This window comes from Fictibacillus phosphorivorans (assembly GCF_023715845.1).
Lineage (GTDB): Bacteria > Bacillota > Bacilli > Bacillales > Fictibacillaceae > Fictibacillus > Fictibacillus phosphorivorans_D.
Map to the genome: position 1 here is coordinate 21,860 of NZ_JAMBOR010000021.1, position 17,492 is coordinate 39,351.

The following is a 17,492-nucleotide window of genomic DNA, read 5'->3' on the forward strand; positions in this document are numbered from 1 at the left end:
TCAAAAGATTCTAATAGATTGTATCAGTTACAATCAGGAATTATCAATGACTTCTTTTTTTGCTTTGATGATCTTTCCGTTCAAAGCTTGGTTCACTAAGTGGTCAGCATCTTTATTTTCGTTTCTTGCAATCCATTCATAAACCGGCTCAATTTGAAGTTTTTTGAACAAGATGTCGATTTTATCTGCCCAGTTTTGGAGATTCACTTCATAACATGGCCACTCACCTTTCATCTGTTCGATCACAACCTTAGAGTCCCCTTGAATAACGACCTGTTCATATTGAACGCCTAGTTCTTCAAGTTCCCGTGCAGCTTCCCATAACGCTGCATACTCTGCTTCATTGTTTGATTCAAGATTTGTATAGTTAGCGTTTTTCTTAATCCGATAGTTTAACCCATTCTGTGAATAGTAGATCACAATCCCTTGGCCGCTGATACCGGATTCCGCCAAAAAACCACCATCAAAAAATAACCGGATGTCTTTAGGCTCTTCTTTTTTAACTTCAGTAAGCTTTAGTAATTCTTTTTTTGTCCAAGTTACACCTTTAGAATCAACGAATAGCAATTCGGAGAGTCGGCCAGTTTTTTCAAGATCATTAGCTGTGAAAATGGCTTCTTGTAGAGAAACCGGATCAGAAACAAATTTGATTTTAAAATGAGATTTAGGATGTTTATAAAAATATTCGATGGAGAACTTCATAACAATCTCCTTTTTGTTTTATTTAAAGTCCATTATAATACGTATATAAGTTTATATAGAGGAGAGTCATCCATTGATCGAAGTATATATAGATGGTGCAAGTGCTGGTGACCCTGGTTTATCAGGTGCAGGAGTTTATGTAAAAATTGGAGATGGGACAACCCAATCTTATCATTTCCCATTAGGTATGATGTCTAACCATGAAGCAGAATTTCTGGCCCTCATCCGTGGCTTAGAGTTATGTGTTGAAAACAATTGGCGTATAGTATCCTTCCGAACCGATTCTCAAGCTGTAGAAAGCGCAGTTGAAAAAAGGTATGCAAAGGACAAAAGATACACGGTTCTCCTTGAGCAGGCTTTAACTTTTGCTGACCAGCTCGACTTATTCTTTATAAAATGGATTCCATCGAAACAAAATAAAGTAGCCGATGAATTGGCCAGAAAAGCCATTCAACTAAACAGGAAAACCAAATGATAAAGAAACCATGGTTTGCGGATTTTAATTTGCTATTAGTTGCGTTCGTTTGGGGAACGACTTTTGTAATTGTTCAAAAAGCAATCGCATTTCTTGAACCTTATTCATTTAATACGGTACGTTTTTTTATAGCAGCCATCCTTTTATTATTTATTGTATACTTTTTTAAGCGTATTTCGTTTAAGGAATTCCGAAACAAACATCTATTAAGAAGTGGCTTGATATTAGGATTTTGGCTGTTCCTAGGTTATGGCTTTCAAACTGTGGGACTTCTTTACACGACTTCTTCTAAAGCTGGTTTTATTACGGGATTAAGTGTTGTTCTCGTCCCTCTTTTCAGCTATGTATTACTCAAGCAAAGGTTAGACTGGCAGATCGGAATGAGTTCAGTACTCGCAGTGTTTGGATTGTATTTACTAACGATTCATGATCGTTTCTCATTAAACATAGGTGATGGCTATGTGCTTTTATGTGCCATATCGTTTGCCCTCCATATCGTTTTTACCGGTAAATTTGCTAAATCATTTGATGCATTAGGTTTGACTGTTGTGCAATTGTTTACCGTATCTATATTAAGTTTGATTACAGCGTTATTTACTGAGCGATGGCAAGGAATATTTGCTATGAATATGCTGCTTAAATCCGAAGTCATAACGGCCTTACTTATCACATCATTGTTTGCGACAGCTCTCGCCTTTTTAGCTCAAACGTATTTTCAATCTTATACCACTCCTGCAAGAGTGGCCTTAATCTTTGCGATGGAACCTGTATTTGCAGCAATTACTGCATTTATCGTACTAAATGAACGTCTAGGCTCAAAAGCGCTTATCGGATGTATTCTTATTCTTTTCGGTATGATTCTTTCCGAGTTGAAGTACACGGATGTAACATTCAAAAAGAAAAAAAGAGTGGGTTTCTAACCCACTCTTATTTGTATTTCTAAGGCTTGTAATGCTTCACGAACCGCTTCTTTATTTAATTGATATCGGCATTCATCAAGATCCTTCTCGATGAGGTCCGGAACATCCGTAAAGATCGTACATAATTCTTTACTTAAAACAGCCATATCTCTTCCTGCTTCAAGCTTTTTTAGATAACGTTTAAATTTAGGATCCAGGTTTTCAAAGTTTTCATAGATATGTTCAACAGCACCATATTGTTGGATTAGTGGCAAAGCAGCTTTATCTCCAACCCCTGCTACTCCCGGAATATTATCACTCTTATCTCCTAATAACGCTTTTACATCAATCCATTGAGCAGGAGTGATCCCATATTCTTCTTGAAAATGATTCAATGTATATTTCAGTTCTTCTCTCTTTATAGAAATAAGCTGAGAAGTTCGATCACATAATAGCTGTAATAGATCACGGTCATTACTATAGATAATACATTCTCCGTCTTTTTCATTACGCCAGCGGTTTACCAAAGTACCGATGATATCATCTGCTTCATATCTAGGAATAGTTAGCTGAGAAATGCCAATTGAATCGAACAGTTCAACCAGTGTTTCATACTGCTGAATAAGTGGCTCAGGCAATTCGTTTCGTGTTCCTTTATAATCAGCAAATCTTTCTCTTCGAAGAGTCTCTTCCCGTTTTACATCCCAAGCAACTGCAATATGCGTTGGCTCGTGTTCTCTAACAAGCATCAGTAACTTCTGAATCGTTACACGAATGGCGTTTATGAATTGCCCTTTCGAATTTCGAGGCAAATCATGCATTTCCTTTCCGTATGCTGTTGCAAAATAACATCTGCTCAGCAGGTTAAACCCGTCGATCAATAATAATACTTCTTTTTTCTCCATACCCGTTTCCCCCGTTATGTTATGAAAAAAGCGCATTTTACAGTGAAGTAAAATACGCTTGTTGATGGTTAAGTAAAATCCGCTCTGCCGTGACTTTATATGCCTTTGGAACCTGATCTCTCAGGTGGGTATCCGCAGCTGCCGTTACAGCCTTCCATGTCGAGTGCAAGGCATGACTGTCTGACAGATCATATAGGATTCCCGTCTTTAGCACATAGGTTAAAGACATTGGAAAGCCACTAACATCGCAGATTTTTATTATACTCTGTATTAAGTCAGATGTAAATTCATTTTGTTTTCTTACCGTGATGCATTTTTTCAACTTCTAACTCAGCATAAGAAGCAAATTCCGTCTGGTTTTCTGCTCCGTTTTCTTTTACATTGTTATTTCTTTGCGCATTCGCATTCCCTTTTTTCTGTCTGCCCATTTATTATCCCTCCTTATATTTACTATGGCTAAAAATGATTAAATTAAAACTTACATAATTTTTCCTTAAATGGTTAATCTAAATACTAAAAAGGAGGTCTTACTATTGGCAAATCCTTATTTATGTCCTAATTGCAAAACAAATCGAACGCGTTTTAATGTCATTGAACAAAGGCCAGTCTCTGTAAAACTAGACCCTTCAACAGGAAATGTTGTACAACAATATGAAGAAGGTCAACTCGATATGTTTCACATTCCGTATAAAGGTTCCGAAAGATTAATTCAATGCGGAGCTTGTGGTGTTGTAGGTGAAGAGGAAATGTACATTAAACGTGCACAAAGCAATCCAAGGTAATAAAAAAAGGCTGCAGACATCTTAGCAGCCTTTTTTATTTGCTCAACGCAGGAAATTTAACTGGAATCTTAATCTCTTTCTTCAAAGGTTCAATCCGAGTTAAGTTTGAAAGGGTTATCGTTAAATCGTCTTTTGGTATGTCATCATAAAAAGAAATCATGAATTCAGAATTCCTGTCAGTGATGATACTCTCTACCCCATAATCCTCTAGTTCTTTCCCTTTAGAGTCTTTTATCGAAACTAAATTTGCTAAATAACGTTTATCCTGTTCCATTTCATCTATATTTTGATAATGATATTGGGGTTTTGGGTAAAACATATAGTTGTCAATCGGTTCTGCATTCGTTTCCAAGGTGAATTTAATTCCAAACTGGTTATTAGTCTGATCAAAAATTAATCCTTTATAAAAGGCTTTAATCCCTTCTTTAACTACAATTGATTGGTTCATTTGAATTTGAACGTCAGGATTATTAACAGCTTTAGCCATTTCTTTTTTAGGTACAATAAATGAATAACTGCCATCTGTTACATGTAAGGATTGAGATACAGTGAATTCAGATTGATCCGTTCGATCCATCATTAGTAATAGATTCATTATGGAAAAGGATTCTATATAGGTTTTCCCGTTCGGACCTTTATGAATTCCATATTCGATCGGAAAGCCTGAATCTTTATTCCAGCCACTAAAACCAATTAAATGATCATTTTTATGTTTATCGGTGGTTAATCTTGTGCCCATCTGATAAAATTCCAGCTTGTTTAGTTTTATCTCTGTACTATCATAAAGTTTTAACGTTTTTTCAACTTTGCTTGAAGCAATCGTATCACCGTTTGGGTTAATCTTAAAAGCTAAAGAGTCAACAGCTGTTTCTCCCTTACTAGAGTTAATGCTCAATGATGTTAGTTCCAATCTCTCACTGTTGCTGAATTTTTCCCAATCTTTTTCTTGAACGTCCTCAAAATTTGGATAAACCATAAACGAACGATAAAATCGATGCTTATAGACATAACCTTCTAAATCAGTGTTTCCTTTAAATAACTGAGCTTCCGTTTCGAAACCTTCTCCCTTATTCGTAGTCATTATTATCTTATCAACTCTTAGCTTCGGAATTTCCGCCTCATTTTTGTCACGTTCTAAAAGGTCCACACTGTAAAGGACATAAAATTGATAGCCATTATTCCATGTCTTTTCGATTCTTAGTGTTCGATTTTCGTTTGGGAGTAGAATTGATTTATTGCTGTCTTTGAGCATATTAAATCGAGTGGCGAATTTCAGATCATCGTGCTTCATTTCTTCTTTCTCCAGTAATTCGTCCCAATCGTTAATAACCTGAAAGTTTTTTCATTCACTTTCCAAACAGGTTCAGCATTTTGCTTATATTGAGTAAAAATGATAAATCCAATAAGTAAACCAACTCCGATAAAAAGCTTTTTCCATTTATACAAAACCGCGACCCTCATCTCTATCTCTCTTTTAGTAAAAGAATATCATAATAGTTAGAATATTAATGAAATTTTTCTACTTTTTGGAATAAAAAAACCTTGCCGTCGCAGCAAGGTTTAACTTATTACATGGATACAGTCTCACTTATATGATTCAGCTGTTCTTCAATGATGTTAAGTCCTTTTTGTAGCTGTTCTTCTGAAATAACGAGTGGCGAGAGAATTCTGATCACATTGCTATATAATCCTGCTCCCATAATCGCAACGCCGTTCAGGTTGCATAATGCGATAATTTTCTTTGCTTTGTCCGCATCTGGTGCTTTTGATTTCTTATCTTTCACGATTTCTAGTGCACACATGGCTCCGATTCCTCTTACATCACCGATAAATTCGTATTGATCTTTCCATTTAGTAAACGTACTCAATATGATTTCACCAATTTTATTTGCCTTCGTTAATAACTGTTCTTCTTCGATCATGGAAATAACTTCAAGTGCTGCTACACAACCAAGTGGACTCCCGCCATATGTTCCCCCGATTTCTCCAGGAGCTGGTGCATCCATCATTTCAGCTCTGCCTGTTACTGCCGAAATAGGAAGGCCAGCAGCGATTGATTTAGACATCGTCATCAAGTCTGGAACTACATCAAAGTGCTCCATGGCAAACATTTTTCCAGTACGTCCGAAACCGGTTTGGATTTCATCTGCAATCAATACGATATTATATTTATCACAAATCTGGCGGAGTCCTTTTATGAAATTCTTTGATGGAATTACAAAACCTCCTTCACCTTGAACAGGTTCAAAGATGATTGCTGCGATTTCTTCTGGGGGAACTTCACCTAAAAAGAAGTCTTCAAACTTGTTTAAAATCGCTCTATCCGTTTCTTCTGTATTACGTTCATCTCTATAATAGTAAGGGTACGGCATCTTGTATGTTTCAGGAGCAAAGGGACCAAATTCAAATTTATACGGTTTTACTTTGCTTGTTAATGACATGGCAAGAAGCGTTCTTCCATGAAAACCTCGTTCAAAGGAAATAATCGCTTTTCGTCCTGTATATTTCCGAGCTATTTTTATAGCGTTCTCTACAGCTTCTGCCCCGCTGTTTAAGAAGAAGGTTTTTTTGTGATGAGTCCCCGGGGTGATCTCGTTTAACTTTTCAGCGAGCTGGATGTACGGTTCATACATCATGACATGAAAACAAGGGTGAATATATTTATCAAGTTGTTTTTTTAATGCATCAACGACTCGTGGCGGGCAATGGCCGACATTAAGCGTGCCGATTGCACCGGCAAAATCAATGTATTCTTTGCCGTCAACATCTGTCATCGTACTGCCTTTTGCATGATCCAGAAAACTCAATACCGTATTAAAGGGTCCTCTGGGGACATGCAATTCTTTTCTCTTTAATAACGCTTCTGATTTCTTCATCAGTTACTCCCCCCGCACCAGTCATAAATGGTTAAAGCGATAATCTCTGCCGCTTCGATTATCTTAGAAATTTCAATGTACTCATTCGGGTAATGTGCTACTGCCGTAACGCCTGGACCAAAAACAATGGAAGGTGTGTTTCCTACTTGTGAAAGCAGACCTCCATCTGTCCCCCATGGAGAAGCTTCTATTGTGGGGCGTACTTTTTTTACGTGTTCATAGTTCTTAATAAGTGTACTCATGAGAGGATGATCCGTCTCAATCGATCCAGGAAGCCATTGTGCTCCAAACCATTCTACCGTGACCGGATTCTCAGATAGCCAATCATCCTGAATACTAGAAAGATAATCTTCTAATTCCTGTTTTACTTCCTCAAGTGTTTCATTAGGGGCAACACCAATTCTACCTTCTAATTTAACAGTATCAGGAACGGAAGATGGCCAGTTTCCGCCAGTTATTTTTCCAATGTTAATAGGTACTGGTATGGGTATATCCTTGTATAAGGGGTCCGTTATTCTTTCGTTGCGTTTCGTTTCAAGAGATTGAATTGCTTCTAATACGACAGCCGTTTTCTCGATGGCACTGATTCCTTCATAACGGGTGCCACCATGTGCAGACTTACCTTTAATCGTAACTTTAAACCACATGGATCCTTGTTGAGCCGGGAATATTTTCATATTTGTTGGTTCAGGAATGATGGCTGCGTCCGCCGTATACCCTCTAAGAACAGCTGCCAGTGTTCCTGCACCTCCACTCTCTTCTTCTATGACACTATGAAAATAAAGGTCTCCCTCTAATATAGTTCCTGTTTCTTTTAAAGCCTGAATGGCAAGAAGAAGAGATAAATTTCCTCCCTTCATATCAGTAGAGCCACGACCATAAAGCTTGCCATCTATGATCTTCCCGCTGTATGGATGGTCATCCCATTGTTTCAGATCACCTTCAGGCACAACATCAATATGTCCGTTTAAGACGAGTGACCGTCCATTTCCTTTTCCTCTCCAAATCCCAACTACATTGGGGCTCGTATTAAAGTTCGTACGGCTTGCACAAAAGTAAGGGTGTTTTGCAAGCTCTTCTCCATCAGGATGCCACATGTCCACTTCGAGACCCATATCGTTTAGTTTCTTCGCGATCAAATTCTGAACGCCAGATTCATTTCCAGTCGTACTTGCTTCTTGAACGGTTTCCTGCAAGAATCGTATAGCCTTGTCTTGCTCATTCAACAGCCAATTTGAGAGTTTTTCTTTTAAAAGCATGATTGTCCTCCCTAAGCAATTTATTGAAATACAGAAACTTTTTCATCCACAACTACAGCAGCACCTGTTGTCTCAATAACCTCATTGATCGTATATGGATTCATGATTTCCTTGAGAACTAATTTTCCTTTCTCACACTGAAAGACTGCTCTTTCAGTGATGATCATATGCGCCCCTTCTTTAACCGTAAGGGGCAGTGAACAGTCTTTCACAATTTTGGGGTTTCCGTACTTGTCTGTATGATTCATTAAAATGATTACTTTTTTCGCTTTTTGTGCAAGGTCGATCGCACCTCCCATGCCTGGTACACGCTTTCCAGGTACGATCCAATTGGCGATATCGCCTCTCTCACTAACTTCCAATGCACCTAATATCGTTACATCAAGCAAACCTTTGCGAATGATTCCAAAAGCTGTGGCGCTGTCAAAGTAAGAAGCACCAGGCTGAATCGTTACTGGATATCCTCCCGCATTAGATAGGTTTCCGTCTTCCTCACCTTCAAGAGGTGAACCGCCCATGCCTAAAATGCCATTCTCTGTATGGAGCATAATATGTAATTCTTTTGGGATATAATCAGCAACTAGTGTAGGGATTCCTATGCCCAGGTTCACTGTCATACCATCTTTTATTTCGAGCGCTGCCCTTCTTGCGATCCTGTGCCTTGTTTCAATTCCCAAACCCATTTCCAGTCCACTCCTTTACTTTGAATAATGTAATCAACATAAACACCAGGAGTAATGATTTCTTCTGGATTTAATGAGCCGATCGGCACAATTTCTTCAACTTCAGCGATCGTAATCTGTCCTGCTGTAGCTACAAGAGGATTTGTATTTCGCGCACTTTTGTCATAGATGAGATTCCCATAGGGATCTGCTTTTTTTGCATAGACTATTGAAACGTCAGCTGTTAAAGCGGTCTCGATCATATACTCTTTGTGGTTAACCTGAACTTTTTCTTTGTTTGCTTCAACCACCGTACCTAAACCTACATCGACTAAAATACCGCCTAATCCCATACCCCCTGCCCTGATTTTTTCGGCGAGTGTTCCTTGAGGGACAAACTCAACGTCCAAAGTTCCCTCCTGCATCTGTTCACCAGCTTCCGGATTTGAACCAATATGCGAGGCGATCAATTTCTTAACTCGCTTTTCCGTAATCAATTTACCTGGCCCGATCCAAGGAAATCCTGTGTCATTGCTAATCAGAAAAATATCTTGAATATTTTTATCCAGAATGAGATTTATGAGGGATGGAGGAGCACCTACTCCTCCAAACCCCCCTACCATCAGTGACATTCCGTCAAAAAAATATTGAGATGCACTTTCTAATGAAATTTGTTTATTTACTTGTGCCATCTCTCACACCTCTTTCAACTCGTGGCTTCCGTAATATATAAACCTTCAGAGATTAGTTGATTCGTAAGTTCGCAGATCGATTGATCTAAAATATCAATAATGTCATTGATCTGTTCTTTTGTAACCGTCAGTGGCGGAGAGATAAGAATAGAATCTCCTGAGAATCCGGTTACACCTCCAACCGCCGGATAGACAAGCAGACCTTTTTCAAAGCAAATGGCAAGGAGACGGTCTGTGATCTTGTTAGAAAGCTCAAATGGTTCTTTCGTTATTGGGTCTTTAACGAGCTCAAGACCGCATAATAATCCTTTTCCACGAACATCGCCGATCAATGAATACTTCCATTGCAAACGCTGTAAATGGTTGAGAAGATAATCTCCCATCAATGCAGCATTTTCTTGGAGGTTATGTTTTTCCATATAATGAAGAACAGCTAAACAGACTGCCGCTGATTGTGGATTGGCACTGAACGTATGACCGCTCATCACAATTTTACTTCCAGATTCAATCGCTTTCATCATTTTGTCTGATACGATTGTTGCAGCCATAGGAGTATAGCCTGCACTCATCCCTTTACCGATAGCGATGATGTCTGGGACCACTCCCCAGTGTTCCATCGCAAACATTTTCCCCGTTCTTCCCATTCCTGTCATTACTTCATCAGCGATCATTAAAATATCGTACTTATTACAAACCGCTCTGATTTTTGAATAATATTCATCAGGAGGAACGATGGCTCCGCCCGAAGCGCCAATTATTGGTTCAACAATAAAAGCGGCGATCTGCTCGGGCCCAATTGCCTGAACAATGTTTTCTAGTTCATCGGCGCACCTTATCCCGCATCCCGGATAGGTTTCTTTTAACGGGCATTGATAACAATAAGGTGCTGGGGCAACAGGGAAATCTTCCAAAAGAAAGTTAAAACGCTGCCTTCTTATCTGATGTCCAGACATTGACAAAGCACCTAGTGTAATTCCGTGGTAACTGGTCCATCTGGATAGTATCTTTGTTTTCGTGAAATTCCCTTGCTCTTGAAAATATTGAATAGCAATCTTTAATGCGGTTTCTGTCGCCTCAGAACCACTATTAACGAAGAAAACGGAATTTAGATCTCCCGGTGCGATTTCTGCTAGTTTTTCTGCCAATGTTTCAGCAACATCACTCGTAAACTGAGATCGATATACAAAGGATACATGTTTTGCTTGATTCCACATCGCTTCAGCAATTTCTTGAACTCCGTGCCCAATGTTGGCAGTAATCGCTCCTGATGATCCGTCAATGTACTGCTTTCCATCCTTATCGTATAGGTAGATTCCTTTACCGTGACTAATTACTGGATAATCATTTCCTAGAACCGGTTTAATGAGATGTGATTTCCTCATAAAAAAGGCTCCTTCCTCTAAGGGGTGAAAAGGAAATGCCCGAAAGTAGGACATTTCCTTATTAACATGAGTTGTTATAGCTTAAAATAATTTTTCTTTAAAAATCTTGGTATACTCATGAGCTCCGTAAACGAAATCGATTCACCGATCTTTTTTGTGTCAATAAGCATAAGCTGATCCTCAATTTCCTCTACAACGTGGTCTTCTTGATACTCCATTCCACAAGATGGGCAGGAAACTGAAGGAATGATCGTTATTTCGATTGCTCTTGTGCCGTCCGGCAGTTCCCAATAACCGGTACGTGCCGTCTGCTCGGCATTGTCATTTTCACACCATAAACACTTCATGTTATCCTCCATTCTTATGCATTCTTCTGTTCTTCAGGAGGGATTGAATCTCCTGCGTTTTTCTCTTGTTCTAATTTAAATTTTTTCTCTTTCAATTCATCACGTTTGTCTCGTTTATCTTTTAATGAACTATGTTCAGGATTTTTTTCATAATTTTCTCTTCGTTCTAAACGTTTTAAACCTTGCGGAACCAAGTTGAATGTTTCGTCACGCATCAATGCTGATATTCCAATGGCAGGTTTGATATGGTTGGTTCCCATAATCTCATTAAAATAAGCATCCGCTCTGCCAGCTTGATAGTTTTGCGGTTCAGGATAAGAAGTGATGACACCTTCAAAGTTTCTGAGAACCACTTTTTCCGGAGATTGAGAGATTATATAATTTGGCTGAACGGCGATTTTTCCTCCTCCGCCTGGAGCGTCCACAACAAATGTTGGAACAGCGTAACCTGATGTATGCCCTCTTAAGCCTTCAATAATTTCAAGTCCTTTCGATACGGGAGCTCTGAAATGTCCGATTCCTTCAGAAAGGTCACACTGATAGATGTAATAAGGTCTAACTCTTATTTTTACAAGATCATGCATTAACTTCTTCATGATTGGTACACTGTCATTAATTCCTGCTAGAATAACAGATTGGTTTCCAACCGGTACCCCTGCATTCGCAAGCATTTCACAAGCTCTTTTCGACTCTTCTGTAATCTCTAATGAAGTATTAAAGTGTGTATTCAGCCACACCGGATGGTATTTTTTAAGGATATTACAAAGATTTTCTGTAATTCTTTGCGGGAAAACTACAGGAGCTCTAGTACCGATTCGAATAATTTCAAGGTGTGGGATCTCTCTAAGGTTCTTTAAAATATATTCGAGAATATTGTCATTGATTAATAGACCATCTCCACCAGAAATTAAGCAATCTCTTACTTCCGGATTATTTCTTATATAATTAATAGCTGCATCAAGCTGCTTTTTTGGAACTCCCATACCGATCTGACCTGAAAACCGTCTTCTCGTACAATAACGGCAATACATAGAACATTGGTTAGTTACTAAAAAGAGAACTCTGTCCGGATAACGGTGAGTAAGTCCAGGAACAGGTGAATCCTCATCTTCGTGAAGGGGATCCTCTAAATCGTACTTGGTCTTTAAAATTTCCTTTCCGATCGGTACAGACTGCATACGGACCGGGCATCTCGGGTCGTCTTGATCCATCAGCCATGCATAATAGGGTGTGATGTTCAATGGAATTGTCATCGTTGAGATTTTTACGCCTTCTTCTTCTTCAGGAGTTAGATTGATCACTTTTCTTAAATCTTTTAAGTTTCTAATCGTATGGGTAAGCTGCCATAACCAATCATTCCATTGCTCTTCCGTCACATCTTTCCAAAGCTCATATTCTTTCCAATGTTTTTTTGGTTGATATAATCCATTAACTACCGGCATATATAATGACCTCCTTTATTTCTACACCACATAACACACGCAAGATTCATGCCAATTTTTTTGAAATTTCAAAACGATAAACAATGCCTTATAGTTTATGCAAGGTAGAGCGTTTTTGGGCCTGCTCTGTATTGGAAAGAACTTCATGAAAAAGAAAAACCGCCGAAAAATCGGCAGTTTATTTTTGTTTCATTTTATATTGAAGCGTTTGCCTTGGAACCTGCAATATTCTTGCAGCTTGCTGAATATTCCCGTCAGTTTGCTTTAAAGCCATTTTTATGAGCTGTTTTTCGTATTTTCCTAAAGCTTCCCTTAATGGGGGAATGGTTGAATGTTTAGGTATTGTTTTTTCCAATGTCATCGTATCTTTGATATGTTTTGGTAAAAGAGAAATTCCAATCGGTGAATCGTTATCAGCGAAATTCATACAATGCTCAATAGCGTGTTTCAGTTCGCGAATGTTCCCCGGCCATTTATATTCATATAGAAGGTGTTCAGCTTCTTCAGTTAGTCCCGTTACATTCTTCTTAAAAGCAGTATTTAAATCTTTTATGAAACGATGGGACAAAAAAGAAATATCCTTGAGCCTTTCACGTAATGGCGGGAGTTCAATATAAACGACATTCAATCGGAAAAACAAATCCTGTCTTAAAACGCCATTTGATAAACATTGTTCAGGACTTTCATTAAGTGCCGAAATGATCCTTACATCTACTTTTCTAACATTTGTACTTCCCACTCTCTGAACTACACCTTCTTGGATCACCCGAAGAAGCTTCGCCTGCAGTTCGATAGGCATAGAATTGATTTCATCTAAGAATAATGTTCCTTCGTCTGCTAGTTCAAAAACGCCTGGCCGGTCAATTGCCCCTGTAAAACTGCCTTTTGTTGTACCGAATAATATTCCTTCAAGCAAAGGCCCTGGAATAGCAGCGCAGTTTTGGACAACAAATGGTTTATTGGCTCTTGGTGATGCATGATGAATCGCTTGAACAAACATTTCCTTACCTGTTCCCGTTTCACCGTATATCATAATGGGAGAACTCGTTCTGGATGCTTTTTGGCATTGTTCTTTTATTTGGTTTAGTATGGGGTCAACACTTAAAATATCATCAAAATAATACGTTGAATAAGATTGGTTGTCATTTTTACTCTTGGATTTCTTCATCTTTGCCTGCAATTCAAGCAGTTTGTCGGAAAGCTGTTTAACTTTTGATATATCTTTTGCTACCTCTACTGCTCCGATCAATTCACCATTAAGCCAGAGCGGAAGTGTAGAATTAACTGTATCAATTTGTTTTCCTTTTCGATTCATGTAAGACTGATGTTTGTTGTATATAGGAGTACCTGTTTGAATCACCTTTAATAAAGTACTCGTTTCTTTTGTAAGTGAAGGAAATGCTTCTAAAACGTGTTGATTATGTACCTCTTCCATAGTCAAGCCATCTAACGAAGCAGCTACTGAATTATAGAAGATCGTTATTCCGTTTGCATTAACTACATGAATGCCTTCATCAATTGTTTTTAAAATTGCATTTAACGTTTCAGCTGTTTCCAAAGATCCAGAAATCATGATACAACACCGCCTTTTTATGCCGATTTTTTGTCAGCAGAAGCGCCGGATTTTTGGCGCTTATTTGGTTTCAGATAAATCTTTAACCCATATATTCATGTCCTCAAATTTATCGAAAATTTTACAGTTGTTGGCCAGTCTTCCCTTATATACGTATCCCTTCTGATGGAATACAGCATTCATACCAAAAGAAAGAGCTCTAGCGATTGAATAGGAACAATAGATTTTTTTCTTGAATAGTTCTTGTTCCAATCGACTGACCAAATGTTTCATTAGACCAAATTTTCTATGTTCAGGGAGCGTTGCGCAATCCGTGATTTCGGCATTATGATAGTCAGCATTTACATCAGCTGATGCAGCGCTTATGATTTTTTGTTGATGAGTAACCACACAGAACAACGTTCCGGATCGTATCATTTTAAGAACATATTCCGGGTCATCCATAGGGGTAGGATATACCTCAAACACTTGATTATATAAGTCGGCAAGTTCTTTTGAATCTTGTTCATCAGCCATACGTAATTCATATTCTTTAGGTAATGGATTCAATAAAGAACTTGGCGCCAGTTTTAATACGTTTTTCAGGATTTTATCTTCTTCTGTCCAGTAGATGCTATTTCTTCTTTCGTTATCCAAATACTTGCACATCGATACGGCAGATGCACCGTTAAAATAACCCGTAAACTCCCCTTCGTATACAAAACCTAACTCAAGCCATCTAAAAAGATCCTCTTGACGAGATTTAATAATAATCTTTTCAAATTTATTCTGAGCTGCGATCTCATCGATCCAATTTGATAATAAACGAACACTCCCACGATAATCATCAATTCGGAGCCGTTTATTATAAAAGTCTAAACACACGTCTGCTGTAAAATTCGGCTGTTCGATTTTATCGTTTTTATAAAAAGTAGTGTGCATTTCGTTAACCCCCTCTTTATTTACATAGATTCCATAAAAAACAGATAGATTCCTGCACAAAAAAACCACCCGTGTAAGGTGGTAATAATTCTTGCTATTATAATGCTCTATGTGGCAACCTCCATTTATACTTTACGGACAGCATTCTAAATACGACAAGGATACCAAAGAGCAGCATATACTCAATGGTGCCGTTAACGATTTTTAAACCTACAATCAGTCCGCCTAAAAGAGCCCAAACCGCATATATTTCTTCTCTTAAAACAACAGGCTTTCTACCAGCCAAAATATCACGGATGATCCCCCCGCCTATTCCGGTTAAAATCGCGGCAACGATAATCGCGCTTATCGGATGATTCATGCTTGAAGCAGCAATCGCTCCTTGAATAGCAAAAGCAGAAAGGCCAATCGCATCAAAGAAATTGAGACTTCTTTTAGAATACTGGATGAATTTTTCGGGCATAAAAAAGACAATAGCCATAGCAAGGAGAGCTGATTTAAGAAGGAGTCCCTGTTCCCAAATCGTATCTACAGGAAGTCCGATTAATACATTTCGTATGATTCCCCCACCGAATGCGGTAACCAGCCCTAAAATAAAAACACCTAATATATCATAATCTTCTTCCATCGCAACGAGTGCACCGGAAATGGCAAATGCAATGGTTCCAATGATGTTCAATAAATCCCAAGTCAAACTCGTACTTCCTTTCTGTATTCAATCATTCTCCGTATTGAATCATATAAGGTTACAAGCGTGGTGGCAAGGGTTATTTATAAAAATTCTTCAACTGTTCCAAAGTACTTAATGGAACTGAACAGCTTCCGATATCTCCATGAAAGACCTCACCATTCCTGAAGCCATGAAAATCACTTCCTGCAGTCTTGATCAATGAATATTTTTCTGCGATTTCTTCATATTGTTGAACCTGTTCTACAGTATGATCCGGATGACAGTATTCGATGCCTGCAAGTCCGTTTTCACTTAATAGTGGGATCAGTTCATCAGCATCATAGATTCCAGGATGCGCTAACACTGGAATACCCTTCGCATACAAAATAATTTTTACTGCATCTATAGGAGATATTCTGTCTGGTATAGCATACGCTACTTTTCCTTTCCCCAAAAATTTATCGAACGCTTCAGGAAGTGAATTCACGATACCTTTCTCCATTAATATCTCAGCTATGTGTCCTCTGCCTACGTTACCATCGCCACATCTTTTTGCTTCAAGTTCTTCTTCATCAATTCGAATCCCAAGCCCATTTAATTTTTGTAGAATCATTTTATTGCGCTGATCTCTAACTGTAGTAAGCTCTTCTAATTTCTTTATAAGATTCTTATCCTTGTAATCCAAATAGTATCCTAAGACATGAATATCTTGTCCTTTATACAATGTACTGATCTCAATTCCTGGGATACATTCAAAATCATTATACTTGTTTGCCTCTTTTAAAGCACCTTCTATCCCGTTAACCGTATCGTGATCAGTGATCGCAATAGCTTTTAACCCTTTTTCAACTGCTCGCTGAACGTTCTGTTCGGGTGAAAAAGTTCCATCTGAAGCCGTAGTGTGCGTATGTAAATCTCCTTGGTTCAATGTTTTCATCTCCAATTTAATAATCATATACGGTACGTGAAATTATATTGTTAACCTTTTTCAACTTCATGATCTGTATAGCTGATCCAATCACTCCAGCTGCCTGCATACAATAAAGGCCATTCAAAACCTGCTTCATCCATTGCTAGTATGTTTACACAAGCCGTTACACCTGAACCACAATATACAATCGTTTTTTTGTTATTCATTAAAAGTTCTTTATATAACTGGCGAAGCTCATTCTTGTCCTTCCACCATCCCGTTTTACTAAAATGCTTATCCCAAGAAACGTTTACTGCTGTAGGGATATGTCCCGCGACTGGATCGATAGGCTCTGTTTCCCCTTTAAATCGCTTAGACTCTCTTGCGTCGATAAGCAATTTATCCTTTTGTTGGACGGCATTAACGACTTCATCACGTGTGCTTATCATATTCGTATTAATATCAAATTTTATCTCTGACGATATTTTATCAGGCACTTTACTTGAGACAGCATACCCTTTTTCTTTATAGTGTGTGTAACCGCCTTGCATCACATAAACTTTTTTCAAGCCCATGTATTTCATTAGCCACCAGAACCTGGCTGCCATTGTACCGGATTGATCATCGTAGGCTACTACTATTTTTTCATTGTCTACTCCACAGTCGCTTAAAAATTGTGATAATATGTTTACGGAAGGTAACGGATGACGCCCACCATGAGTGGTAAGTGGTCCTGATAGATGTTTTTCCAAGTCAGCATAAAAAGCTCCTTCAATATGATCTTCTTCGTATAACCGATAACCCATTTCTGGGTCAGCCAATGAAAAGCGGCAATCGATCACAATCGTATTTTTATCCCTTATCTTATTGTTCACCCATTCGGGACTTACGAGATTGGACATAAGATAACCTCCTGTTTATGAAGTATTTTCGTTAATTTATCTTCATCTAGGGAAAACTGTAAAAAATAGAACAGATAGAAAGAAGTGACTTGC

20 protein-coding genes and 1 other RNA gene are annotated in these 17,492 nt (G+C 38.4%); 3 read left to right on the forward strand and 18 right to left on the reverse strand.

The genetic code is table 11. The features are described from left to right. Positions 1–33: 33 nt before the first annotated feature. Positions 34–702: a reverse transcriptase-like protein gene (locus M3206_RS14950; protein WP_251313332.1), complete on the reverse strand. Its 669-nt coding sequence runs from the start codon at positions 700–702 to the stop codon at positions 34–36. A gap of 73 nt (positions 703–775) precedes the next feature. Here M3206_RS14950 and M3206_RS14955 point away from each other — a divergent pair, with 73 nt between their 5' ends. Further along, complete coding sequence (locus tag M3206_RS14955) at positions 776–1,177, forward strand: reverse transcriptase-like protein (RefSeq protein WP_251313333.1); 402 nt, start codon at positions 776–778, stop codon at positions 1,175–1,177. Beyond that, the gene (locus tag M3206_RS14960) at positions 1,177–2,097 is read left to right on the forward strand and encodes a DMT family transporter (protein WP_425590742.1); all 921 of its coding nucleotides are present in this window, start codon (positions 1,177–1,179) and stop codon (positions 2,095–2,097) included. The genes M3206_RS14955 and M3206_RS14960 overlap by 1 nt, the downstream gene beginning before the upstream one ends. Here M3206_RS14960 and M3206_RS14965 read toward each other — a convergent pair. The 3 genes from M3206_RS14965 to M3206_RS14975 form a co-directional block, all read right to left on the reverse strand. After that, on the reverse strand, positions 2,094–2,981 hold the full coding sequence (locus tag M3206_RS14965; RefSeq protein ID WP_251313335.1) for a 5'-3' exonuclease: 888 nt from the start codon (positions 2,979–2,981) through the stop codon (positions 2,094–2,096). The two genes, M3206_RS14960 and M3206_RS14965, sit on opposite strands and share 4 nt — an antisense overlap. A 72-nt stretch (positions 2,982–3,053) precedes the next feature. Beyond that, a non-coding RNA gene (gene ssrS, locus M3206_RS14970) (6S RNA) lies at positions 3,054–3,238 on the reverse strand. A gap of 30 nt (positions 3,239–3,268) precedes the next feature. After that, entirely contained in the window at positions 3,269–3,409 is a 141-nt protein-coding gene (locus M3206_RS14975; protein WP_251313336.1) for a hypothetical protein, read from the reverse strand. A gap of 105 nt (positions 3,410–3,514) precedes the next feature. On the opposite strand from M3206_RS14975, the gene M3206_RS14980 reads away from it, so the two are divergent. Continuing rightward, positions 3,515–3,763: a DNA alkylation repair protein gene (locus M3206_RS14980; RefSeq protein WP_251313337.1), complete on the forward strand. Its 249-nt coding sequence runs from the start codon at positions 3,515–3,517 to the stop codon at positions 3,761–3,763. Between the two features lie 34 nt (positions 3,764–3,797). On the opposite strand, the gene M3206_RS14985 is transcribed toward M3206_RS14980, so the two are convergent. The 14 genes from M3206_RS14985 to M3206_RS15050 all read right to left on the reverse strand — a co-directional run bounded on the left by M3206_RS14985 (position 3,798) and on the right by M3206_RS15050 (position 17,399). After that, entirely contained in the window at positions 3,798–5,054 is a 1,257-nt protein-coding gene (locus M3206_RS14985; RefSeq protein WP_251313338.1) for a hypothetical protein, read from the reverse strand. After that, positions 5,051–5,209, reverse strand: a complete 159-nt coding sequence (locus tag M3206_RS14990) for a hypothetical protein (protein ID WP_251313339.1) — start codon at positions 5,207–5,209, stop codon at positions 5,051–5,053. The genes M3206_RS14985 and M3206_RS14990 overlap by 4 nt, the downstream gene beginning before the upstream one ends. Before the next feature lie 122 nt (positions 5,210–5,331). Then, on the reverse strand, positions 5,332–6,639 hold the full coding sequence (gabT, locus tag M3206_RS14995) for a 4-aminobutyrate--2-oxoglutarate transaminase (protein ID WP_251313340.1): 1,308 nt from the start codon (positions 6,637–6,639) through the stop codon (positions 5,332–5,334). Then, the gene (locus M3206_RS15000) at positions 6,639–7,898 is read right to left on the reverse strand and encodes a peptidase (protein WP_251313341.1); all 1,260 of its coding nucleotides are present in this window, start codon (positions 7,896–7,898) and stop codon (positions 6,639–6,641) included. The genes gabT and M3206_RS15000 overlap by 1 nt, the downstream gene beginning before the upstream one ends. A gap of 20 nt (positions 7,899–7,918) precedes the next feature. Next, positions 7,919–8,581, reverse strand: a complete 663-nt coding sequence (locus tag M3206_RS15005; protein WP_251313342.1) for a 3-oxoacid CoA-transferase subunit B — start codon at positions 8,579–8,581, stop codon at positions 7,919–7,921. After that, on the reverse strand, positions 8,524–9,252 hold the full coding sequence (locus M3206_RS15010; RefSeq protein WP_251313343.1) for a CoA transferase subunit A: 729 nt from the start codon (positions 9,250–9,252) through the stop codon (positions 8,524–8,526). Before M3206_RS15010 ends, M3206_RS15005 begins: the two co-directional genes overlap by 58 nt. Positions 9,253–9,266: 14 nt before the next feature. Further along, positions 9,267–10,688 (reverse strand): aspartate aminotransferase family protein, encoded by a 1,422-nt coding sequence (locus tag M3206_RS15015; protein WP_425590740.1) that lies wholly within the window; start codon positions 10,686–10,688, stop codon positions 9,267–9,269. A gap of 20 nt (positions 10,689–10,708) precedes the next feature. Continuing rightward, entirely contained in the window at positions 10,709–10,981 is a 273-nt protein-coding gene (locus M3206_RS15020; RefSeq protein ID WP_251313345.1) for a YokU family protein, read from the reverse strand. A gap of 14 nt (positions 10,982–10,995) precedes the next feature. Further along, a complete protein-coding gene (gene ablA, locus M3206_RS15025; protein ID WP_251313346.1) occupies positions 10,996–12,423 on the reverse strand; it encodes a lysine 2,3-aminomutase in 1,428 nt (475 codons plus the stop codon). 178 nt (positions 12,424–12,601) lie between these two features. Then, positions 12,602–13,996, reverse strand: a complete 1,395-nt coding sequence (locus M3206_RS15030) for a sigma-54 interaction domain-containing protein (RefSeq protein WP_251313347.1) — start codon at positions 13,994–13,996, stop codon at positions 12,602–12,604. Between the two features lie 60 nt (positions 13,997–14,056). Beyond that, a complete protein-coding gene (ablB, locus tag M3206_RS15035; RefSeq protein ID WP_251313348.1) occupies positions 14,057–14,917 on the reverse strand; it encodes a putative beta-lysine N-acetyltransferase in 861 nt (286 codons plus the stop codon). 97 nt (positions 14,918–15,014) lie between these two features. Beyond that, positions 15,015–15,611, reverse strand: coding sequence for a trimeric intracellular cation channel family protein (locus M3206_RS15040; RefSeq protein WP_251313349.1), 597 nt, complete (start codon positions 15,609–15,611; stop codon positions 15,015–15,017). A 73-nt stretch (positions 15,612–15,684) separates the two neighbouring features. Continuing rightward, positions 15,685–16,524 (reverse strand): PHP domain-containing protein, encoded by an 840-nt coding sequence (locus tag M3206_RS15045; RefSeq protein ID WP_251313378.1) that lies wholly within the window; start codon positions 16,522–16,524, stop codon positions 15,685–15,687. A 41-nt stretch (positions 16,525–16,565) separates the two neighbouring features. Next, the gene (locus M3206_RS15050; RefSeq protein ID WP_251313350.1) at positions 16,566–17,399 is read right to left on the reverse strand and encodes a sulfurtransferase; all 834 of its coding nucleotides are present in this window, start codon (positions 17,397–17,399) and stop codon (positions 16,566–16,568) included. Positions 17,400–17,492 lie beyond the last annotated feature (93 nt).